Origin of the sequence: Microbispora sp. H10885 (assembly GCF_014161415.1) — a bacterium.
GTDB lineage: Bacteria > Actinomycetota > Actinomycetes > Streptosporangiales > Streptosporangiaceae > Microbispora > Microbispora triticiradicis.
Window position 1 is genome coordinate 374888 of record NZ_JABBWY010000009.1, and the last position, 22451, is coordinate 397338.

At 72.1% G+C, this 22451-nt stretch carries 16 protein-coding genes and 1 pseudogene; 9 read left to right on the forward strand and 8 right to left on the reverse strand.

The window, feature by feature from the left end:
- Positions 1 to 26: 26 nt before the first annotated feature.
- A complete protein-coding gene (locus HHX37_RS25195) occupies positions 27 to 2657 on the forward strand; it encodes a DUF6493 family protein (RefSeq protein WP_182886994.1) in 2631 nt (876 codons plus the stop codon).
- 2 nt (positions 2658 to 2659) lie between these two features.
- On the opposite strand, the gene HHX37_RS25200 is transcribed toward HHX37_RS25195, so the two are convergent.
- Complete coding sequence (locus HHX37_RS25200) at positions 2660 to 3634, reverse strand: patatin-like phospholipase family protein (RefSeq protein ID WP_182886995.1); 975 nt, start codon at positions 3632 to 3634, stop codon at positions 2660 to 2662.
- A gap of 299 nt (positions 3635 to 3933) precedes the next feature.
- Between HHX37_RS25200 and HHX37_RS25205 the strand changes: the two genes are divergently transcribed.
- The 5 genes from HHX37_RS25205 to HHX37_RS25225 all read left to right on the forward strand — a co-directional run bounded on the left by HHX37_RS25205 (position 3934) and on the right by HHX37_RS25225 (position 10149).
- Positions 3934 to 5361 carry a hypothetical protein gene (locus HHX37_RS25205; RefSeq protein WP_182886996.1) on the forward strand — a complete coding sequence of 476 codons (1428 nt, stop codon included), beginning with the start codon at positions 3934 to 3936 and terminating at the stop codon, positions 5359 to 5361.
- A 117-nt stretch (positions 5362 to 5478) separates the two neighbouring features.
- A complete protein-coding gene (locus tag HHX37_RS25210) occupies positions 5479 to 6069 on the forward strand; it encodes a GNAT family N-acetyltransferase (protein WP_182886997.1) in 591 nt (196 codons plus the stop codon).
- A gap of 203 nt (positions 6070 to 6272) precedes the next feature.
- Complete coding sequence (locus HHX37_RS25215; RefSeq protein ID WP_182886998.1) at positions 6273 to 7001, forward strand: NUDIX hydrolase; 729 nt, start codon at positions 6273 to 6275, stop codon at positions 6999 to 7001.
- Complete coding sequence (locus tag HHX37_RS25220; protein ID WP_182886999.1) at positions 6998 to 8152, forward strand: 5'-methylthioadenosine/S-adenosylhomocysteine nucleosidase; 1155 nt, start codon at positions 6998 to 7000, stop codon at positions 8150 to 8152. Before HHX37_RS25215 ends, HHX37_RS25220 begins: the two co-directional genes overlap by 4 nt.
- Positions 8149 to 10149, forward strand: a complete 2001-nt coding sequence (locus HHX37_RS25225; RefSeq protein ID WP_182887000.1) for a hypothetical protein — start codon at positions 8149 to 8151, stop codon at positions 10147 to 10149. Before HHX37_RS25220 ends, HHX37_RS25225 begins: the two co-directional genes overlap by 4 nt.
- 94 nt (positions 10150 to 10243) lie before the next feature.
- Here the strand turns inward: HHX37_RS25225 and HHX37_RS25230 are convergent, their stop codons facing one another.
- From HHX37_RS25230 to HHX37_RS25240, 3 genes are read right to left on the reverse strand one after another with little or no spacing between them, the layout of a single operon-like run.
- Positions 10244 to 11455: an acyl-CoA dehydrogenase family protein gene (locus tag HHX37_RS25230; RefSeq protein ID WP_182887001.1), complete on the reverse strand. Its 1212-nt coding sequence runs from the start codon at positions 11453 to 11455 to the stop codon at positions 10244 to 10246.
- A 55-nt stretch (positions 11456 to 11510) separates the two neighbouring features.
- Positions 11511 to 12476, reverse strand: a complete 966-nt coding sequence (locus tag HHX37_RS25235; RefSeq protein ID WP_310740517.1) for a glucosyl-3-phosphoglycerate synthase — start codon at positions 12474 to 12476, stop codon at positions 11511 to 11513.
- Between the two features lie 34 nt (positions 12477 to 12510).
- Positions 12511 to 13716 (reverse strand): MFS transporter, encoded by a 1206-nt coding sequence (locus HHX37_RS25240; RefSeq protein WP_182887003.1) that lies wholly within the window; start codon positions 13714 to 13716, stop codon positions 12511 to 12513.
- 140 nt (positions 13717 to 13856) lie between these two features.
- On the opposite strand from HHX37_RS25240, the gene HHX37_RS25245 reads away from it, so the two are divergent.
- On the forward strand, positions 13857 to 14456 hold the full coding sequence (locus HHX37_RS25245) for a TetR/AcrR family transcriptional regulator (RefSeq protein ID WP_182887004.1): 600 nt from the start codon (positions 13857 to 13859) through the stop codon (positions 14454 to 14456).
- A 25-nt stretch (positions 14457 to 14481) separates the two neighbouring features.
- On the opposite strand, the gene HHX37_RS25250 is transcribed toward HHX37_RS25245, so the two are convergent.
- The gene (locus HHX37_RS25250) at positions 14482 to 15282 is read right to left on the reverse strand and encodes an inositol monophosphatase family protein (protein ID WP_182887005.1); all 801 of its coding nucleotides are present in this window, start codon (positions 15280 to 15282) and stop codon (positions 14482 to 14484) included.
- A gap of 16 nt (positions 15283 to 15298) precedes the next feature.
- Entirely contained in the window at positions 15299 to 16771 is a 1473-nt protein-coding gene (locus tag HHX37_RS25255; RefSeq protein ID WP_259403476.1) for a helix-turn-helix domain-containing protein, read from the reverse strand.
- Positions 16772 to 17015: 244 nt separating this feature from the next.
- Here HHX37_RS25255 and aceA point away from each other — a divergent pair, with 244 nt between their 5' ends.
- A complete protein-coding gene (aceA, locus tag HHX37_RS25260; RefSeq protein ID WP_182880448.1) occupies positions 17016 to 18308 on the forward strand; it encodes an isocitrate lyase in 1293 nt (430 codons plus the stop codon).
- Between the two features lie 222 nt (positions 18309 to 18530).
- On the opposite strand, the gene HHX37_RS25265 is transcribed toward aceA, so the two are convergent.
- Both HHX37_RS25265 and HHX37_RS25270 read right to left on the reverse strand, forming a co-directional pair.
- On the reverse strand, positions 18531 to 19331 hold the full coding sequence (locus HHX37_RS25265; RefSeq protein WP_182875173.1) for an ABC transporter ATP-binding protein: 801 nt from the start codon (positions 19329 to 19331) through the stop codon (positions 18531 to 18533).
- Positions 19332 to 19392: 61 nt separating this feature from the next.
- On the reverse strand, positions 19393 to 20979 hold the full coding sequence (locus HHX37_RS25270; RefSeq protein WP_182887006.1) for a serine/threonine-protein kinase: 1587 nt from the start codon (positions 20977 to 20979) through the stop codon (positions 19393 to 19395).
- Positions 20980 to 21672: 693 nt separating this feature from the next.
- Here HHX37_RS25270 and HHX37_RS37110 point away from each other — a divergent pair.
- Positions 21673 to 22294, forward strand: a pseudogene (locus HHX37_RS37110) (transposase); the annotation flags it as partial.
- Positions 22295 to 22451: the final 157 nt, after the last annotated feature.

Genomic DNA, 22451 nt, shown 5'->3' on the forward strand with positions numbered 1-22451 from the left:
GCGACGCCTCCGCCGTCGCGGCCGCCGTGCTGAACCTCGACGACGACGCGCGCCGCGAGGTGGCGCGGGAACTGCCCGGACATCTTCCCGCCGCCCGCGAGGCCGGGGTGCGCGAGGAGCGGAAACGGGAGCAGGCGCGTCAGGCTCTGTGGGAGGAGCTGTACGAGCGGGCGGCGCGGACGGGCCGATCGGTCTACGACTTCGCCGAGGCCGACGCCATGGACGAACGACAGGTGGGGAACCGCTGGATCGAGCCCATGCGGGTCGCCGGCGCCGCGGTACTCCCCGGCGCCGCGGCCGTCGCCACCTGGCTGAACAGGCGCGACTTCGAGCGCGGCTGGGAGCCCGCGGACACCGACGACATCCCGCTGATCGCCGCGGTCGTGGCGGCCAGGCCGCTGGAATGGCGCAGGGATCTCGCCGTACGGCTGGCGCGGCGGTTGCGCGGCGTCCGCCCGCGGCCCGACCGGCGGGTGCGGCTGGCCCTGCGGCTGCTGCGGGAGAGCGGAGCCGAGCCCCCCGAGCACGACCCCCTCACCCTCGCCTGGGTCGCGGTGACCCCCTCCGGCGATCTGCGGGCGGATCCGCTGCTGGACGCGATGCTGCCGAGGCTGTTCGAGGCCGAGGGCGTGGGGAGGCTGCTCCGTGCCCACCGGAACTGGCCCGCCGCGCTGGCCGCCCTGGCCCGCGACGGCCGGATCAAGCGCGAGGCCCTGCTCGACGGGTGCCGCGGCCGGTTCCTGCGCGGCGGGCAAGCCGCCGACCAGCGCTTCTTCGTCCTCCTGCACGACCGGCTCGACCCCTCACCCGAGGAGATCGCGCCGTACGCGCGTGACTATCTGGCGTTGCTCCCGGCCGCCGCGGCCAACGTGGCCGACCTCGCGCTCCGGCAGATCCGCCGCCTGGGGCCGATCCCGCCCGAGCAGGCGGGTGAGGCCGTCGAAGCGCTGCTGTTCCGCGCCGAGGGCAGGCTGGTGCGGGCCGGGCTGATCTGGCTCGACCGGTTGCTGAAGGACCCCGCCGGAGACCTCGACGCTCACGCGCCCGCGCTGGCCATGGCGCTGGCCGCCGCACTGGGCAACGCGTCGGGCGACGCCCGGGAGCGGGCCGTGAAGCTGGCGACCAAGCACGCGGGGCGGTTCGCCCCGGTGGGCGCCGAGATGATCAGGGACGCGGTCGCGGCGTTGCCCGCCCACCAGGGAGCACGGCTGGCGGCGGTCTTCGGCGGCGAGGTGGCGGCGGAGCCGGAGCCCGCTCGGTTCGTCCCCGTTCCGCTCCCCTCGGTCCGGGAACCCGCGCGCATGCCGCCCTCCCCCGGGACGCCGGAGGAACTGGCCCGGATCACGCTGTCGGAGTACGACTGGCTCGCCAACGAGAGATGGCTGGACGGCTTCGTACGGCTGGCGGCCCGGCACCGGCCCGGCGCGGAGCGGGACCGGCTGCTCGCCGCGCTGGCGCCGCTCGCCCGTCACTGGAGCCGCAGCCACCCGTGGACACCCTGGTGGGACACCGCCGACTGGGCCGCGGCGATGGCGAAGGAGCTGACCGAACCGGGTGCGTGGCGCCGGGCGCACCCGCAGGGCACGGAGACCGTCGCGGAGCGGCTCCCGGACATGAAGCACGGCACGGGCGCGAGGGTGTGGACGCTCACGCGGTACGCCGAGGTCTACCAGGCCCAACTCGAAGGCCGCCTGCCGTCGTACCTGCTCGGCACGCCCACCCGCGCGAACGGGCTCCTCGATCCGGAAGCGCTGGTGGAGCGGATCGAGGGCTACGAGCGCGACGGCGTGGAGGCGCTGCCGCTGGACCTGCGGCAGGCCCTGCTCAGGGTGGGCCGTACCGTCTCCGGCGAGATCGCCGCGCGGGCCGCGGCCCTGACGAGCCCGGCGGGGCGGACGGTCGCCCGGTGGCTCACCGACCGGCCCGCCGAACCGGAGGTGATCCTGCGCTGGGGCACCCACCAGGGTGATGTCCGCGTCTTCTCGGAGTTCGTGTGCGGACCGGAGTACGGGGGGGTGCTGGGCGATCTGCTCACGCCCCGGTTCCACGACGAGTCGTGCGAACGGCTGCTCGCGGTGCTCGCCGGGCACCGCGAACTGGCCGCCGCCCGGTCGGCCTGGACACTGCACTCGTCCTGGCCCCTGAACAAGCCCACGCTCGCCGACCTCGAACTGCTGGTCACGGCCGACGGTCCCGCCGGGCAGGGCGTCGCGCTGATCATGGCGCACTACCTGCTCGCGGGCCCGGTCGGCGGAGCCGTAGGGCCGCTGCTGCGCCTGGCCGCCACCGGCGGCCTACCCGGCGAGGAACTCGGCAGGCAACTCGCCGTCCTGCTGGATCGAGGGCCCGACCGTCTCAGCGGGCTCGTGGAGGCGCTCCGGGCGGCGGCCGAGCGCGGGGCGCACCGGGAGGTGTGGGAGATCATGCGGGGCCTGCTGCCCGGCTACCTGCCGGGCCCCGGCGAGCGGGCCACCCCCGTGCACACCCGGCTGATGCGGTTCGCCGCCGACGTGGCCGAGTGGGCGGACGCCCAGGGCGATCTCCCCGTCGTCGCCGAACTGGCCGGTCGTCGCCGGGTGAGCGAACTGGTCCGTCAGGCGCGCCGGCTGCACGGGCAGCTTTCGGGTAGCGACAACGTCCCCGCCTTTACCTTGTAGATTCAGCCGGGCCGGTACGGGCCGTGATCCGCTTCGTGCGGAGGACCGAGCAGGCGGGCGAGAGAGGGGTGTGGTTCACGCCGCTCCAGCCAGTGGGCGGCCGACAGGGTGGCACGTTCGATCATGTCGGCCGTGGCGCGGAAGTCGACGGGCAGCACCTCGACCGGGCAGAGCGGCGGCAGCACGTGGAGGCGGGTCCGCCGCCTGTTCTGCCTGATCGAGGCGCTGATGCGCTGCTCGCTGAGCAGGTTGTATCCGTGCAGGGCCATGGCGATCGCCGTCGACGGCGCGTCCGGCAGGTGGCAGGTGAATCCGGGCGCCAGCAGGTACGCCTCGTCGGCGCCCGCGTCCACCGCGTAGTCGAGGGTGGTCAGGTCCGCAACGCCTCCGTCCATGAGGATCCGATCGCCGATCGTCACGGTGGGATACAGGGCCGGGATCGCGGTGCTGGCCAGCAGAGCCGGCAGCGCGGGCCCGCGCGACAGCACCACCGGCCGCCCCGTCCGGACGTCCGCGGTGAGCACCGAAAGCGGCGTCCGCGTCTCCTCCAGGGCGCGGATCGGCAGAATGCGTTCGAGGAACCGCCGCAGGGCGGAGTTGTCGAACAGGTAGTTGCGACGGCCCAGCACGGCCGCGGCCAGCGTGGCCGGATTGAGCGGGAAGGTGTAGTTGAGCACGCCCAGCGCCTGCAGAGCTCCCCGCAAGGGGTGGAAGGGCAGGTTGCCCGCCAGCGTGCGGAGCACGTCGGGCCCGCTCACCGGGTAGACGTCATGGCCGCTCACCGACAGCCACAGCCGGGCGAGCTCCTCCACTCCCTCGGTGTCCGGGCGGGAGGCGTAGTGGGCGCCGTTGAGCGCCCCGATCGAGGCGCCCACCACCATGTCGGCACGGATGCCGTGAGCGGTGAGCGCGCGGAGCATGCCGACCTGCGCGGCCCCCAGGCTGCCGCCGCCCCACAGGATGAACGCCGTCGTCATCGGCCGCTTCCCCACACTCCCCCGGCCCGGTCTCCCTTCCTACCCGTACGTCCCCATTTCACCCGCCGCGTACAGAGCCCCTGGCGCTACGCGAATCCCTCCGCACCCAGGTGTTTTCCCGAAACCTCACAGGATGAAGTGAGACGGCGCATTTCCGCTTGGGATCTTGTTTATCCTGCCGGAGGCGACAGTCGAAAGGCAGGAAACTCCCCATGGCCTATGCCGATAAGATTTCTCCCATCCTCCGCGCGACGTTCGAACTTCTGCGGGAGGCCGGAAGGCCTCTGCCGCCAGGAGAAGTGCGCAAAGAAGTAGAGGAGAGAGCGCCGATCGCCCCCGAACTCCGTGCTCCCAACGCGCACGGCCAGGCGCGCTGGTGGGCGCAACTGGGATTCCGTACGGGAGAGGCCGCCTCGCTCGGCTGGATGACCAAACGGAACGGCTGGGCGATCACGGAAGCCGGTGTCCGCGCGCTACAGGACTTTCCCGGCACCGAGTTCTACCGCGAACTGGCGCGCCAGTACCGGGCGAGAAGACTGCCGCCACAGAACGCATACGGACCCGAGCCCGTGCCTGCGCGCGACCCGACTCCGGGCGCGTTCGAGCAGTTCCAGCAGAACCTCGAGTACGCCCGGCAACTCGTCGACGGCGGCCGCAACCTGGAGCGGCTCGCGGTCGGATCCTTCGACGTCACCGACCTCTACCGCGCCGCCTGGTCCCAGGCCGTGGCGGCCCTCGACCACTGGGTCACCCGCGAGATCGTCGACCGGGCGGTGACCCTCGCGCTGACGCCAAGGGTGCCCCGGCCTCCCAAGTTCAACAGTCTGAGCATTCCCGTCGAGTTATTCGAGAAGGTCCACCATCACGACGAGCCTCTCGGCGAAACGTTCCGTACGCACCTGGAGCGGCATTTCTCCTTCATGACCTTCCAGAACCCAGATAAGATCAAGGAAGGGTTCGCGCACGTCAGCCCGGTGAACCTCTGGGTCAGAGTCGCCGAGGTCCTGACCGACCAGGACTCCAGGAACCCGATCACCGCGGACGGCGTCCGTACCAGGTTGCGGGAGATCGCCTGGCGCCGGAACAACATCGCCCACACCGCCGACCACGATCCGGACCGGCCCGGGCAGAAGACCCCGATCACCGCCGACGAGGCCGAGGCGACCATCGAATGGCTCGAAACGATGGCCATCGCCATCCAGCTGGCCCTCGGCGACTCTCTTCCCGAAGCGAGCTCCGATGCGATCCGGACCACATCCTCGGCCGCCGAGGCGGGACCAACCGGCCGTTCTCGGGGAAAGCGCACTTGGGACGAGCCCAGCTTCCTCCAGGCCGTCGAGCAGTACTGCCCTGCCGACGTACGCGACACGCTGCTCGCCGTCTACCGTCACGCCGAGAGCCACCCGTCCTTCCACGAGTACTACTTCGGCGAAGGCGAGTATCCCTCTGTCACCGCCTGGTTCAATCTCGGCTCCGACAAGGCCTCCGTGTGGAGCATCTACACCGGCCCGGCCAAGTCCGTCCTGGCCGTCAACTTCGGGTCCCCGTACGCCATCACGGCGCATCGCGGGAGCGCATGGCACGACTCGCCGAGAGGCTCGCCATCCTTCCGGGGTCGTCCCGTCTCCGCGACCAGCTCGAATCCGCCGACTACGGAAAGTACCCGTCGTTGCAGCCGAGCGCCCTCGCACATCCGGAAGCCCGGGAGATCATCGTCACGGCCCTGAACGAGTTCCTGGCCGGCGGAATCCTCCTCTGACGCCGCTGGCTCACGAGCCCGGCTCTCGCCACCACATGGCAAGCTACTCGCACGCCCAGCCACAGATATGACCACGGGAGCGGCCTTGCAGCGATATCAGGGCTCGGTGCCCGCCCTGCCCCCGCCGTACACCATGCGCCGGGCCGTCCCTGACGACGCCGGTACCGTCCTGGCCCTGATCAACGCCTCCGCCGCCTGGATACACGAGCGTGATCAGGGCGACGGCTGGCCCAAGGCCGGGTTCGGCCTGGACCGCGTCACCCCCGGCATCACCAGTGGCGCGATCCGGCTGGTCGAACACTCCGGCCGCTGGCCGCAGGCCACCTTGGCCGTCGACCAGTGCCCCGACCCCGAGTTCGGCGCGGCCGGCCTCGACCCCGTCGAGGACAAGGCCCTGATCCTGCACAAACTCGCCGTCGTACGCCCCCACCCGCACCAGCCGCCCGGCTGGGACGTCCCCACGCCGCCGCCGGGCACCCTGGGCCGGATGCTGATCGAGTGGACCGTCCGCCAAGCCCGCCGCCAAGGCTTCCCGTGGGTGTGGCTCAACGTCGCCCGCGAGGCGGCCCCGCTGCAGGCGTACTACGCCCGGTGCGGGTTCGAGCACATCGCGACCGTCGCACTGCCCGGCCGCCGGTCCGGCTCCCTATGGCGCCGCCCCACCACAGCACACTGACTCCGTCAGTCCTGACCGTCCGGGCTTCGACCAACTGGCGGTGCGGCTGGCAGAACCGGCCCCGCAAGCGCCTACACCCCTGAGGGCTGACTCGGCTGGCCATGTCAGTCGCGATCGAACATGACCACGCGATCCACAGAGGTTAGGCGTGTCTCACCGATGATGCATTTTTGTCAGAGTGACAAGAAGGTAGCCTCAGCCGCATGACCGACGACCCCTGGGTGCCGCCCGTCGTACTGCTCGCCGTTGACCTGGTGATTCTGACCCTTCGTGACTCGCGTCTGCACGTACTACTCGTACGGCGCGGCGTCGACCCGTACAAGGACGCCTTCGCCCTGCCCGGCGGGTTCCTGAACCATGCCGGAGAGGACATCACCGCGGCCGCCCACCGGGAGCTGTCGGAGGAGACCGACCTCGACGTCGAGACCCTCAGCCTTGAGCAGCTGGGCGTGTACGGCGACCCTGGCCGCGACCCCCGGGGCCGGGTGGTCTCCGTCGCGTACCTGGCGATCGCACCCAGCCTGCCCGAACCGACCGCGGGAACAGACGCGGCCGACGCCGGGTGGCAGCCCACCGATCACGTGCTGTCGGGGGATCTCCAGCTCGCTTTCGACCACCGGCGCATCATCGCGGACGGTGTGGAACGCGCGCGGGTCAAGCTGGAGCACTCGGCACTCGCGACGGCCTTCTGCGGCCCGACGTTCACCATCACCGAGCTGCAGAACGTCTATGAGGCGGTTTGGGGGATCCGGCTCGATCCCCGGAACTTCTACCGGAAGGTTCAGAAGACCGAGGGGTTCATCGTCCCAGCGGGGACGGCTCGCAAGGCGGTCACCGGACGGCCCGCCCGGCTCTACCGGGCCGGTCCGCGTACGGTGCTCTATCCGCCGATGATCCGGCCGGCCCCGGTGAGCATCGAAGGAGGAGAATGAGCAACCGCCCGATCGTCATCCTCACCGCACTCGACCTGGAATACCAGGCGATCCGCGCGCACATGGCCGGCGCGGAACCCCACCGCCACCAGCACGGCACCCGCTTCGAGATCGGAAACCTCACGGGCGGCCGCTGCCAGGTGGCCCTGGCCCACGTGGGCACCGGCAACCAGTCGGCGGCCGTACTGGCCGAACGCGCCATCAACGAGTTCCGCCCGTCCGCGCTTCTCTTCGTGGGCGTCGCGGGTGCCCTGCACTCCCACATCGCCCTCGGAGACGTCGTCGTGGCCACCCGTGTCTACGCCTACCACGGCGGAACCAGCGAGGACGCCGGGCTCAGAAGCCGCCCCCGGAGCTGGGAGATCTCCCACGTGGCCGACCAGGTCGCGCGACACATCCACAGAACCGGCGCATGGGCGCACGGGTTCTCCGGCGACGGCCGCCTCCCGCACGTGCACTTCGCTCCGATCGCGGCCGGCGAGGTGGTCCTGAACTCCAGAGTGTCGGGGCACGCGCGGTGGATCCGGCAGAACTACCACGACGCCTGCGCGGTCGAGATGGAGGCTGCCGGAGTCGCCCAGGCCGGGCATCTCAACGGCGCCCTTCCCGTGGTCGTCGTCAGGGGCATCAGTGACTATGCCGACGGGACCAAGGAGATCACCGATCGCGATCAGTGGCAGCAGCGGGCCGTGGCCAACGCAGCCGCGTTCGCGGTGGCACTGGCCGAAGAGATCGCCGCCGAGGACCGGGACGGCGGCTGGCCGAAGGCGGCGAGAGGATCCGTGATGGCAGAGCCCGGAACGACGTACAACATCGCACGCGACAACGCGCGGGTGGGCGTTCAGGCGGGCGTCGTGCACGGCGGCGTCCGGATCGGCGCCGACGCGGGTGAGCCCGCCGACCTGGAGCAGGCGCTGGCCGCCCTCCGCGTCCGGCTGGAACGTGCCCGTACGGACGGCCGCCTCGACGAGGACACCTACGCGGCGGCGGAGGCGGAGCTCACCGTCGCCGACGAGGCCCTGCGGGACAAGCCTCGAAGTAGGAACAAGCTGACTCTGGCGCTGAAGAAGCTGCGCGGGCTGATCGGCGACCTCGGCGATCTGGCGGCGGATCTTGCGGCCGTCATCGCCCTGGCGCAGGCTCTGTCGTGACGCCCCCGCGGGACGCGGCGACGAACGTCGCCGCCGACTCGTCACAGGTCGGCGTGCAGGGGATCGTGCACGGCGACGTCCACTACTACGCGGTGACGCCGGACGCTCCGGCGGAGCAGAGGTTCGAGATCGGGGTGCGTTTCCTCGAGGGCGGCGCGGCGGGGCGGGCCCTTGAGCTCATCGACGAGGCACGCGCTCTGGGCTACGTCACGAACAAGGTGTGGTTCCACTGGTTGCTCGCCCTGGTGAGCGGCAGGACGCGGCAGGAGCTGTCCGCCCGTGAGGCGGCCCGCCTCCGCGACCTGGACCGCTCTCTCACCATCGCCGGTGACGACTCCTGGGCGGACGGCGTGCGGGTCGTCCGGCGGCTCCTGGACGCCGCAGGGAAATCCGACGCGGACATCCACGTCCTGATGAAGGATCTCGACGAGCTCCGCCCCACGCAGCGCGGCATGATCCTGCGTCATATGGAGGTGTTCCTCGACGGGCCGCTGAAGGACCAGATGTGGCGCCTCGTCCTCCAGCGCGCCTGCGACGACCAATTGTCCGACGGCCGGAGGGACCGGGTCTGGAAGTTCTTCCAGCCGGAGCCCGCCGCTCCTCGGGTGCGGCAGCCCGCGCCGGTCGCGGTTCCCGGCGCGACCTGGGTGCGGGCGGTGGCGGGCACGATCGTGTCGGTCGCGGCGACCGGGCACGTCGGCCTGCTGCTGGCGCAGAACGGTCAGGTCCCCGCTCTGCTCGCCTGCGTGCTGGGCGTCGCCGGAGCCTGCGTCGCAGGCCACGCCGGGCTCGAGTGGCGGTTCCGTTCCGGACGACGCCGGGCGATCGACGAGGCGTACGCGCCGGGTCCTCCCCGCAGGACGAGCCTGCCTCCCGATCGCCTCGCCAAGAGTGTGGACCGTCGGTTCACCTACTACCTCGGCAAGTACGTGCCGTACGGCATGGACCGCGAGACGTGGCTGACCTGGACGGCCGGCATCCGGCGGCGCATGCGGGACGAGGTGGCGGACGCCTATCGCGACACGGGCGACAAGGTCGAGGAGTTCAACTGGCTGATCCGTCACCGTGCCGGTCGGCTGAGGTGCCAATGGGAGCGGGGCACGCTGTGGAACTACCGCCGGGAGCTGGCCACGCCCCCACGCATCATGGCGGTGGCCGTGTTCGGGACGCTGGCCTGCGCTGCCGGAGGGGCATGGGTGGCCGGCGAGGCGGTTCGGGCCGGCGGGTTGGTCGGGATCCGGTCGATCGCCCTGGTCGTGGTGGCGGGCTGGGTCGCCGGACGCTCCTGGATGCTGATCGCCCTCGCGCACCGGCACCATGCCGCGGACCAGGCCGAGACCGAGAAGCTGGAGAAGGACAGCGAGGAAGCGTACGCGCAGTGGAAGGACCGGTTGAAGGACAAGCCCGACGACGGCGAGATGGCCGTCTGGCTGGACTGTGACCGCAAGGTGCTGCTGGAGCAGGCGCTGAGGCACTACCAGCTCAAGATGAGCGACGTCGTCGCGCACGCGTTCATCGAGGCGCGCAGCGGTTCCGCGACCCGGGCCCGGGTGCCCGGTGGGCCCTGGCGCTACCGGAGATACCAGCTCATGATCTTCCTGCTCACCGCCGACGGGGTGCGGCAGTGGAACGCCGTACTCGACTTCCCGGAGGGCACCTTCGACGAGCCGCAACGCCTGAACTACCGCTATGAGGCGGTCACGACCGTCCGGGTGCGGCAGGAGAAGAGCAAGGCGCGGACTTTCGAGCTTTCCCTCATGGACGGCCAGAAGATCACCGCGCAGATGATCGGCCCCGAGATGGAGGAGCCTCAGCAGTCCGAGGACTCCGAAGCGGTCTCCGAGGTGACGCTGGACGCGGCGGGGCTGCGCCACACGCTGCACGTCCTCGAGGGGGTCGCGGCGGAGGGCAAGGCATGGATGACCCTTGATCGTCACCGCGGCGACACCCGCCGTGAGAATCGCGACCACCCGCCCGACGGCCAACCCGCCCCGTGACGGACGAGATCCCGGCCGCCTCCTGCTGGGTGGCGGCCCCGGCCATCTCGTGGACGGCTGCGTCGTCATGCCGGCCCTCCGCGGCAGTCCGGCGCTACCGGACGGGGAGGCCGGTGACGGCGCGGCCGATGATGAGGCGCTGGATCTCGCTGGTGCCCTCGAAGATGGTGTAGATCTTGGCGTCGCGGTGGAAGCGCTCGACCGGGTGCTCGCGGGTGTAGCCGGCGCCGCCGAGGATCTGGATCGCCTGCTCGGTCACCCAGACGGCGGTCTCGCTCGCGACCAGCTTGCTCATCGATCCTTCGGCCTGCTCGAACGGCCGGCCCTGGCGGGCCATCCAGGCGGCCCGCCAGGTCATCAGCCGGGCGACGTCCACCCGGGTGGCCATGTCCGCGAGCAGGAACGCGACGGCCTGGTTCTCGCCGATCTTGCGGCCGAACTGCTCGCGCTCCCCCGCGTAGTCGCGGGCGTACTCGAAGGCGGCGCGAGCGATGCCGACGGCCATCGCGGCGACCGTGGGGCGGGTGGTCTCGAAGGTGCGCATCGCGGCCTGCCCGCCGGCCCGCGCGCCGGCGCGCACCCGGGCCAGCCTCTCGTTCAGTTTCTCCTTGCCGCCGAGCAGGCACCGGCCGGGCACCCGTACGTCGTCCAGGATCACCTCGGCCGTGTGCGAGGCGCGGATGCCGTGCTTCCTGAACTTCTGGCCCTGCGACAGGCCCGGAGCGCCGGGCGGGACCACGAAGGACGCCTGACCCCGCGTGCCCAGCGACGGGTCGACCGAGGCCACGACGACGTGGACGGAGGCGATGCCGCCGTTGGTCGCCCAGGTCTTCACGCCGTTCAGGACCCACTCGTCCGTCGCCTCGTCGTAGACGGCCCGCGTCCTGATCGCGCCGACGTCGCTGCCCGCGTCCGGCTCGGAGGAGCAGAACGCGCCGAGCCTGACGTCGTCGGGGGTGCCGAACATCTCGGGCAGCCACTCCCCCATCTGCTCGGGCGTCCCGTTGGAGGCGAGGGCGGCGGCGGCCAGGCCGGTGCCGACGATGGACAGGCCGATCCCGGCGTCACCCCAGAACAGCTCCTCGAACGCCACCGGCAGGCCGAGCCCCGACTCCTCGAACCACTGCTGGGCGAAGAAGTCCAGCGAGTACAGCCCGATCTTGGCGGCCTCCTGGATCACCGGCCAGGGTGTCTCCTCACGCTCGTCCCATTCCGCGCCGGCGGGCCGGATGACGTCCCGGGCGAACTCGTGGACCCAGTCGCGCACCTCGCGGACGTCGTCGCTCAACTCGGGGCAGAAGGTCATCGGGGGCCTCTCCTCTCCACAGTGTTACCAACGGTAACACTCCAAAGGGCACCACTCAGCGCAGGCGGGACGCGTACTGCGGGACCGTCGCCATCGGCGGCCGCTCGGCCACCGCGACGTCCCGCGTGACCGCGCGGTGCCCGGCGTGGCCGCGCTCGAACTGCACCAGCCGGGACGACGGCTCGTGCAGCGGAATGATCCGGTCCTGGCGTTCCAGACGGGCCCAGGCGGTGTGCATGATCTGCCCGGCCATCCGGCCGAGCGCCTCCGTCGACTGGTGGGAGTGGATCCGGCGGCCCAGGTCGACCTGGGCGAGGGCGTCGAGCCCCACCTGGTCGAGCAGGTCGATGAGGAGCCCCAGTTCCACGCCGTACCCGGTGACGAACGGCACCCGCTCCAGGACCGCGCGGCGGCCGGCGTACTCGCCCGCGAGCGGCTGCACGAACCCCGCGAGCAGCGGCCAGTGCAGGTTGAGCAGCGGCCGGGCGACCAGCTCGGTGACCCTGCCTCCCGCGTTCGGCTCGGCCGCCCCGAGGAGCGGCCGGTCGTAGCACGCCTTCACGTACGCGACCGAGGGGTCGGCCAGCAGCGGCCCCAGCAGGCCGGTCACGAACGAGGTGCGGAACTCGCGCAGGTCCGCGTCGACGAACACCACCAGGTCACCGGTGGTCACGGCGAGGGACTTCCACAGCACCTCGCCCTTGCCGTCGTAGCGCGGGTCGTGCAGCTCGGGAAGGATCTCGTCCTGCGCGAAGACCTTCGCGCCGGCGCGTAACGCCCGCACCGCCGTGTCGTCCGCCGACCGGGAGTCGATCACGACCAGCTCGTCCACCAGGGGGACGGCCTCCACCAGCTCGCGGCGGACGGCGGCGACGATCTCCCCGACCGTCTCCGCCTCGTTCCTGGCGGGCAGCACCACCGAGATCCTGCTGTCCCCCTTGGCGGACAGCAGGGCGCGGACCGGCCAGTCCGCCGCCGACGAGGTACGCCGGGCCAGCCAGGCCTCCACCTCAGGCAGCACGCGCTCTCCCCCCGTCCGCCGCATCCGACAAGGCTCACCTTATGCGGCGGCCGGACGACGCGATCAGGACGAGTCCTCCTCCCAGCGCGAGCACCCCCGCCACGCCGTACATGAGGACGGCGAAGCCGTACGGCGCGGCGGCCGAGGCGGCGACCGGGCCGAGGCTCGCCCCGGTGAACAGGAAGAACGTGAACAGGGAGACGGCGGTGGCCCGCGCGGGGCCGGCCAGCAGGCCCACGGTCTCGATGACGGCGGGGGCGGTGACGCCGATCGCGAAGGCGAAGGCGGCCAGCAGCACCGCCAGCGCCGCGACGCCGGGGGCGGTGAGACCGACCACCAGTGCGATCACCGCGGCGGCGCCGAGCATCACCGCCGCCCGGCGGGCCGGGGAGAACCGCGTGAGGTACGGCGTCGCGAACGGGATCGCGGCGATCGCCGGCAGCGCCGTGGCCCGCAACGTCAGCAGCGCGGAGGGATCTCCGGCGATGCCCGCGGGGCCCTCCAGCTGCAGCGCGGTGTAGAGGGCGACGAACGCGCCGAGCACCGTCAGCGTGGCGGCGTACATCAGCACCAGGCGCGGGTCGCGCAGCAGGACCGGCACGGCGGCGTAGGGGTTGCCTCCCGCTCCATGGGCGGTGTCGGGCAGCATCACCCGCCGCAGCACCACGGTCATGACGGCGAACGCGGCGCCGCCGAGCAGGAACACCGGCCGCCATCCGAGCAGGTCGGCGAGAGCCTTGCCGGCGAGCTGGGCCACCACGGCCGAGGCGAACAGCGCGCTGACCACGGAGGTCATCGTCACGGCCCGGCGGCGGGGCTCGACGCGCTCGGCGATGTACGCGAACGCGGTGGGGGCGAAGACGGCGGTGGTGACGCCCTCGGCCACCCGCAGGGCGAGCGCCGCCCCGGGCCCGGGGCTCAGCGCGACCGATGCGGTGGTCACGGCCGTGGCCGCCATGCCCCAGGTCATCACGCGGCGCCTGCCGTACAGGTCGGACAGCGGGCCGAACAGCAGGAACCCGCCCGCGTAGCCGAGGCCGAACGCGCTCACGAGCCAGGTCAGGACGGCGGCGGGGGCACCCCACTCGGCCGACATCCGGGCCAGCAGGGGGATCACGACGTAGAGGTGCCCGGTGGCGAGGAGCCCGGCCGGCACGAACGCGGCCACGGTGCGTCGCGGCGGCGCGTAGGCCGCGGCGGCGGCAGCGGGTGGGCGGAGGGCGGACGTCGATGTGCTCATGGCCGGGGACGGTAGCCAACCAACCAGTTGGATGTCAACCAACTGGTTGGTAGTTGACTCGGTATGCTGGGCGCGTCAGCCCTCGAATCCCCCGCTCCCTGAGCCCCGTCCATCCCGCTCGTTAACACGGAGGAAGGCCCATGCCGCCCCGCAAAGACGTCAAGGACCCCACGGCCGCCACCAAGGCCGCCCTGCTGGAGGCCGCGCGCGCGGAGTTCGCGGCGTACGGCGTGGCGGGCGCCCGGGTGGACCGCATCGCCGACCGGGCGGGGGTCAACAAGGAGCGGATCTACGGTCACTTCGGCAGCAAGGAGAAGCTGTTCGACACCGTCGTCGCGGCGGCGCTGGACGAGATGGCCGAGGCCGTCGCGATGCCCGGCGACGACCCCGCCGACTACGTGAGCAGGCTGTTCGACTACTACGCCGCCCACCCCGACGTCGTACGGCTGATGATGTGGGAGGCGCTGCACTACCGGAGCGAGGACGCCCTGCTCCCGGGCCAGGAGCGCCGGGTGGACAAGTGCCGGTCGAAGACCGTCTCACTGGCCGCGGGTCTCGGCCGGGAGCCCGACTCCGCGATGGCCCGCACGCTGTTCACGCTCATCGGCATGGCCATGTGGCCGAGCGCCATGCCGCAGCTCGCGAGGATCACGGCCGGCGAGGACGCGACGACCCCCGATGGCCGCGAGGCGCTGCGCGGGCACCTCATGGCGTTCGTCCGGGCCGCCGTCCGGGACTGACGGCAGTCGACCCAGGGGAATCCCGCTACCGCTCCGGCGCGACCTGCCTGCCGACGAGTTCCAGCAACGACTCGTGCGTCTCCCGGTCGGCCGCCACGACGAGCCCCCCCGCCCCGGCATGCGGTGGCTGACCGTGCAACCCGGTCACCACGCACCCGGCGGCCCGGCACAGCGCGATCCCCGCGGCGAAGTGCACGCTGTCCCGCAGGTGACCGTCGGTGACGTAGGCGGCCCTCCGGCCGGCCGCGACCCACGCCACCGCCAGGGTGGTGGAGACGACGCGCGGGTGGAAACGCTCGGCGAAACCGGCGTCGGCGAGCAGCAGGGCCGCCCGGAAGCCCGGTGCGTTCGGGAACGGCGGATCGAGGTTGACGTCCACCAGCCGGGAGCCGGGCGACGGCGTCAGCCGCTGGTCCACGCCGTCCCGGCGGGCGTAGGCGTCGACGCCGTCCGTCCAGAACACCTCGCCGGCGAACGGGTCCGCAGAGGCCGCCGCCGTCACCCCGGAGCCCGCGCGCAGGGCGACGTTCACCGCGACCAGCATGCTCCGGGCGGCGTAGTTCAGCGTGCCGCACAGGGGATCGACCAGCCACACGCGCTCCGCGCCCTGCGGGCCCGCGCGTCCGCTCTCCTCGCCGATCACGCCGTCGTACGGCCGGGCGCCGCGCAGGACTCCGAGGATCGCCTTCTCCGCTTCGACGTCCGCCGCCGTCGCGAAGTCACCCCCGCCCTTGTCGAAGCGCGTCAGCGACGTCCCGTACATGGCGCGCACGACGGCCGCCCCCGCCTGCGCCGCCGTGAGGGCCAGTTCCCCGTCCGTGGTCACTCGTGCAGCGTACGGCTCAGACCTGGGTGGCGTGGCGTTCGAGGAAGGCGTACACGTCGGCCTCGTCGACACCGGGGAACGAGCCCGGCGGCAGCGCGGCCAGCACGTGGGAGTTGGCGCGGGCCGAGGGCCAGGCGTAGCCCTCCCAGCGCTGCGACAGCTCGGCGGGCGGGCGGCGGCAGCACTCGCCGGTCGGGCAGTTCGACCTGGTGCGGTGGGTGGTCTCCCGGCCGCGGAACCACCGCGACTCCCGGTACGGCACGCCGAGCGTGATGGCGAAGTCCTTCTCCTGCGACGGGTCCACGTGGGCGACGCAGAAGTACGTGCCGGTGGGCGAGTCGGAGTACTGGTAGTACAGCGAGAACCGGTCGGGCGAGTGGAACACCTGGCGGCCCGACCACTGCCGGCACAGCCGCTGGCCCTCGATCGCCCCCTGCTCGTCGGCGGGGAAGACGATGCCGTCGTTCTCGTACGCCTTGTAGATGATCCCTCCGGCGTCGTTGCGCACGAAGTGGCAGACGAGGTCGAGATGGCGGGTGGCGAGGTTGGTGAACCGGTGGGCGGCCATCTCGTAGGACACCGCGAAGACGTCGCGCAGGTCCTCGACCGACAGGGCGCGGTCCTGCCTCGCCTCGCGCAGGTACGGCACGGCCGCGGTCTCGGGGACGAGGACGGCGGCGGCGAAGTAGTTGGCCTCCACCCGCTGGCGCAGGAAGTCGGCGAAGTCGCGCGGCCGGTGGTGCTGGAGCGCGATGTGCCCGAGCGCCTGCAGCAGCACGGTCCGGGGCGTGTGCATGCCGAGCTGCTGGCGCTTGACGTAGATGCGGCGGTTGCGCAGGTCGGTCACCGAACGGGCCGACCTCGGGAGATCGGGCGCGGACCGCACGGTGAACCCGAAGTGGGACACCAGCGCCTGGACGGTGCTCTCCGACAACGCGCCGGTGCGGTAGCCCACCGCCGTCAGCGCGTCGGCGGCGGCCTTCTCGATCTCCTCGAAGTAGTTGCCCAGCTCCCGCTGCGTCCGCCGTAGCTCGGCGTTGGCGGCCCGCGCCTCCTCCGGCGTCGCCGTGCCCTTGGCCTCCCTGGCCCGCAGCTCCTCGTACAGGCCGAGGATGTGCTCCAGCACGTCGTTGGGCACCCGCGCGGAGACCTTGAGCCGGCTCAGCCCGAGGCTCGCGTACAGCGGGTCGCGCTGGGCCTCCTCCAGGGCGATCTCCAGCTGCGCCCGCCGGTTCGGCGCCTGCCTGCGCAGCAGTTCCTCCACCGGCACGCCGAGCGCGGCGGCGAGCGACTTCAGCAGCGACAGCTTCGGCTCGCGCCTGCCGTTCTCCAGCAGGGAGAGCTGGCTGGGCGCGCGGCCGACGCGGTCACCGAGCTCGGAGAGCGTCAGGCCGCGCTGCTTGCGCAGGTGCCTGAGCCGCTGGCCGAAGGCCAGCAGATCGAGCTCGTGCGTCAAAGACAGCGGTTCTTCGCCCAGCGCGGAGGTCATGCCCCGATCCTACGCGGAAAATCCGCGATTCTTCCACGCCAAAGTGATCTTCCATACGCGGATTGGTCTAGTCCATAGGGAAAACTTGACACTTCTTCGCAATGGAATACTCGCCAGTTTCATCGTAACGAGAAAAATTCTCACTCTTTCCACGCAAGCCGTCTTGCCTGGTCTCTTGATATCGACACAAACTCGGAAGCAAGCCCCAGGTGACGACGAAGCACGCAACAAGGGAGTGAACGGGATGTCGGATCGGCTCACCTCGGCCGCCGAGCGGCTGCAGCACGAATGGGACACCGACCCGCGATGGCGAGACGTCCGGCGGACGTACTCCGCCGAGGACGTCGTCCGCCTGCGCGGATCGGTGCGGGAGGAGCACACGCTGGCCCGGCTCGGCGCGGAGCGCCTGTGGAGCCTGCTCCACAGCGAGGACTACGTCCACGCCCTCGGCGCGCTGACCGGCAACCAGGCGGTGCAGCAGGTGAAGGCGGGCCTCAAGGCCGTCTACCTGTCGGGCTGGCAGGTGGCGGCCGACGCCAACCTCAGCGGTCACACCTACCCCGACCAGAGCCTCTACCCGGCCAACTCGGTCCCCGCGGTGGTCCGCCGGATCAACAATGCACTGCTGCGGGCCGACCAGATCTCCTGGGCCGAGGGCGAGGAGGACGCGCCGCACTGGCTCGCGCCCATCGTGGCCGACGCCGAGGCCGGGTTCGGCGGCGTCCTCAACGCGTTCGAGCTGATGAAGGCCATGATCGAGGCGGGCGCCGCGGGCGTGCACTGGGAGGACCAGCTCGCCTCCGAGAAGAAGTGCGGCCACCTCGGCGGGAAGGTGCTCATCCCGACGGGCCAGCACGTCAAGACCCTGAACGCGGCCCGCCTGGCGGCCGACGTGGCGGGCGTCCCCACACTGGTCATCGCGCGGACCGACGCCCAGGCCGCGACGCTCCTGACCAGCGACGTGGACCCCCGCGACCAGGCCTTCACCACCGGGGACCGCACGGCCGAGGGCTACTACCGGGTCCGCAACGGGGTCGGCGCCTGCGTCGCCCGCGGCCTCGCCTACGCGCCGTACGCCGACCTGCTGTGGATGGAGACCTCCACCCCGGACCTCGACGTGGCGCGCGAGTTCGCCGAGGCGATCAAGCGGGAGTACCCCGACCAGATGCTGGCCTACAACTGCTCGCCGTCGTTCAACTGGCGGGGGCACCTGGACGACGCGACGATCGCCAAGTTCCAGCGCGAGCTGGGGCACATGGGATACAAGTTCCAGTTCATCACCCTGGCGGGCTTCCACTCGCTGAACTACTCGATGTTCGACCTCGCCCGCGGCTACGCCGACGAGGGCATGACGGCGTACGTGGGACTGCAGGAGGCGGAGTTCGCCGCCGAGCGCCGCGGCTACACCGCCACGCGCCACCAGCGGGAGGTCGGCACCGGATACTTCGACCTGGTCAGCACGGCCGTCGCGCCGGACTCCTCCACGACGGCCCTGAAGGGCTCCACGGAGGAGGCGCAGTTCGCCGCGACCCGCTGACGGAAGCGGGAGCGCCGGGCGCACACCGGGCCCGCACCCGTACCCGCGCCGGGCCCGCACCGTGCCGGCAGCCGGGGCCCGCCGTGGACTCTCTCACCTCCGTACGAGCGCCCTCACGAGGACCCGTACGAGGGGGAGCAGGAGCCGCGGCGGGCCCACCCCCACGACCGGCACGCCTTCAACTGGCACGCCTTGAACTGGCACGCCTTCGACTGGCACGGCTCAGCGCGGCGCGCGGGCGTACCAGCGGCCGTCGAGGGAGTCGATGCGCAGCCGCCGCCCGAAGCAGTCCGACAGGTGCGTCTCGGTGAGCACCTCCCCGACCGGACCGGCGGCCAGGATCCGGGCGTCCCGCATCAGCAGCGCGTGCGTGGTGGTGGCGGGCACCTCCTCCAGATGGTGGGTGACCATCACCGTGGTGAGGCCCTGCCGGGCCCGGGCCAGGTCCTCCAGCGCCTCGATCAGGTCCTCCCTGGCCGGCAGGTCGAGGCCCGCGAACGGCTCGTCAAGCAGCAGGATCGCGGGGTCGGCCATCAGCGCCCGGGCGACGCGCACCCGGCCCCGCTCCCCCTGTGAGCACACCTGGAACCTCCGGTCGGCGAGGTCCTTGCAGCCGAGGTCGGCCAGCAGGCGGTGGGCCCGCTCGCGCTCCTCGTCGCCGTACCGGTCCCACAGCGGCGCGCTCGTCCCCGTGTGCCCGGTGAGGACGACGGTGAGGGCCGTCGCGCCCTCCTCCTCCAGCAGCGTCTCGTCCACCAGCCGCTGGCTGGCGGCGACCAGGCCGATGCTCCGCCGCAGCTCCCGCAGGTCGGTGCGGCCGAGCCGCCGCCCGAGCACCGTCGCGGTCCCGGAGGACGGGTGCCGTACGGCCGCGGCGACCGAGAGCATCGTGGTCTTCCCCGCGCCGTTGGGCCCGAGGATCACCCAGTGCTGGCCGTGCTCCACCCGCCAGTCGGCCGCGGCCACGAGGGTGCGGCCGACCACGCGAACGGTCACGTCGTCGAGTTCGAGAGCTGCGTCCATGACCCCAAAGCATGGGGCATGGACGCGCCTGCTCACGACGCCGTCCCAGGAAGTGGACGGCTCAGGGCCAAGACGGCGCGGGGGTGGCGACGACCCCCGGCGGCTGACCGGCCGGTGACTGACTCGCCGTCGGCTGGCCCGGACTCGGCTGGGGCGACTCCCCGTCCCCCCACTGCGGCTCGGTGGTGATCCCCGGCGACGGCGGCGGAGAACTCGGCTGCTCCGGCGGGGAGGGCCGCCCGGGACCGCAGTCCCCGTGCCGCCCGGGCGCGCAGTGCCCCTCCGGCGGGGGACGCAGCGTCCCGCCGTCCGACGGCGGCGAGGGCACGGCCGTGGCCCGTTGCTCGTCCGGGGTCGCCGGCGCGGACGGCGGCATCGTCCGCGTCGCCGTCACCGTCGCCCTCGGCCGGCGGGCGCTGACGGGCAGCACCGGCGGCCGGGAGGTGCTGAGCACGTCCGGCGGCGGCGTGGCGCCGTCCTCGGGGATCACCACGGGCCGCGCGGGCGGCGGGTCCGCCGTGCGGTCCATGCGGGCCGCGCCGGTGCCCGCCGCCACCACCGTCACCGCGGCGATCGCGACGGTCGCGAGCGCCGCGAACCCCGCGTGGGACGCCTGCGCCCCCGCCTGTGCCCTCGACCGCGCCGTCGACCGCGCCGTCGATTGGGCCGCCCGCCGCCGCCCGGCCCTGCCGGGCGGCGGTCGTTCGCCGCGCCCATCCGGCCCGTCGTTCTGACTGTTTACGGCGGCCGTTCCGCGGGCGCCCGCCGGGTAGGCCACGGGCTGCCAGATCTCCTCCAGCACCGCGGCGACCGCCCGCCGCGGGTCGGCGGTCGTGTGGACGCCGCCCGCCGCGAGCAGGGAGGCCAGCAGCCGGGCGGCGTCCGGGCGTTCGGCGGGGTCACGCCGCAGCGCCGCCGCCACGTCGTCCCGCAGCGGCCTCGGCACGGGCGAGACCCGCGGTTCCTCCACCAGGATGCGCCGGGTCAGCGTCTCGGGGTCGCCCGCGCCGAACGGATGCAGCCCGGTCGCCGCGAAGGCGACCAGGCACCCCCAGGAGAAGACGTCCGAGGCGGGGATCGCGGGACGGCCCCGCAGCCGTTCCGGCGCCACCCACCCCGGGCTGCCCATGATCTGCCCGGCCTGCGTGTGCGACATCGCGACGTCGAGGTCGCGGGCGATCCCGAAGTCGATGACGAACGGCCCGCGCGGGGACAGCAGCACGTTGCCGGGCTTGAGGTCGCGGTGGACCAGCCCCGCCTCGTGGGTCGCCGCCAGGGCGGCGGCCGCGCCGAGTGCCACGCCGTACGCGAGGTCGGGGGTGAGCGGGCCGTACGCCGAGACGACCTGGGAGAGCGCGGGGCCGGGGACGTACTCGGTGACGATGTAGGGGCGGTCGCCGTCAAGGCCGTCCTCGACGAAGGCGGCGGTGCAGAACGGCGCCACCCGCCGGGAGAACTCGGCTTCCTCGGCGAATCGGGCCCGCAGCGTCGGGTCCGACAGGTGGACCGGGTGCGGTGTCTTCAGGGCGACGTATCCGCCGCCGGGATGTTCCGCGAGGTAGACCACGCCCATGCCACCGGCGCCGAGCCGGCCGAGGAGCAGGTAGGCCCCGATGATCACCGGGTCGCCCACGGTCAGCGGGCGCACCCCGGGTGGCATACCGTTCCGGGGGCCCGTTCCGCCACGTGCCATACGGAAGCTCCCTCTCTCGCGGAAGTGCCGCACAGCAACTGTGGCCGTTTGGAACGCGCCATGCGGTCAACTGACCACAAGCGGCATGAGAGGTAAGCCCAATGGCACCCCAAAGTAAGGCGCGGGCAAAGCCCCAGGTCACACAGGTCCCATTCGCCACAGAAGCGGCCAGTCAAGGCTTCTCGGAGGCCACCGTGGCGTCACCTACTCGGGTGTGATCCTGGGCGGCCACAGGAGACCAACGTGCGCAGCCCGTCGCGCACACCAGCCGCACAGGTGACAGTGAGCACCTGTCCCCGGCAGCGGATCGCCGATGAGGCCCGCCACGCGGCTGCGCATATCCCGCCGAGCGCGTCTTCGCGGCCCAGCCCTGCCTGGCCGAGCCATGATCGACCGGATTCTGCCCCCTTGCCCAGGACCGGAGGTAGGCGGCCGCCGCCGTCCTCTCAGTTCGGGATGTCCGCACCGCCGCTGGACAGGCCGATCTGCACTCTCCAGCCGAGCAGGCCCACCTTCGCTCCGCTGCCGGCGGTCCGGCCAACCACACAGGGGGGCACTCCGCAAACCCCAGGGTGATACTCCGCCTCTTCGGTTCATCGCCTGCGAGATCCGCCGCCTGGGCGTCGTGCCAATCCCGCTTCCGGCGACGGCACCCGCGAGTTCCCGTCCTGGCTGTCGCAGCCCGGGCGGCGGCTGTCCTACTCGATCGGGTTCACCCCCACCGAAGAAGCCCAGACCGCGATCCTTGCCTTACCCGAGCAGGCGTGGACACCCGCTACAACGCCGACGGGCGAGTACGGCCCGGCCTGGGTTGCCGAGCTGACCGGCATGGTGAAGCTGGAAGGCTGGCCGAAGGGGATGCGCCTGATCGTGCGCAAAGAGCGCCCCCACCCGGGCGCGCAGCTACGCTTCACCGACATCGACGGGCACCGCTTCACCTGCTTCGTCACCAACACCCGTCGCGGGAAGCTCGCCGACCTGGAACTGCGGCACCGCCACCATGCCGCTGCACGACTTCGCCCAGAACCAGATCTCGGTGGAGATCGTCGCCCTGGCCTGCGAACTCCTGGTCTGGATGCAGATGCTCGCCCTGGACGGCCCCGCTCGCCGGTATGAGCCCAAACGGCTGCGGCTTCACCTGTTCACCGTCGCTGCTCGCCTGGTCCGCAGCGGACGACGCCTGCGCTTGCGCATCGCCGCATCCTGGCCCTGGGCCGGACAGCTGGTCACCGCCATCACCCGACTCCAGGCGCTCCCGGCACCGACCTGACCAGCACCAACCCGCTCCGACGATCAGGAAGGACACCCCCGCGGGGCCGTGGAACCCCGCCCACCCGGCGCGACAGCCCGGCCACCACCCTGACCACGACCGCGATTCAAACTCCAGCCGAACCGCTCAGTCAGCCACCGGATGGGCGCGAAAAATC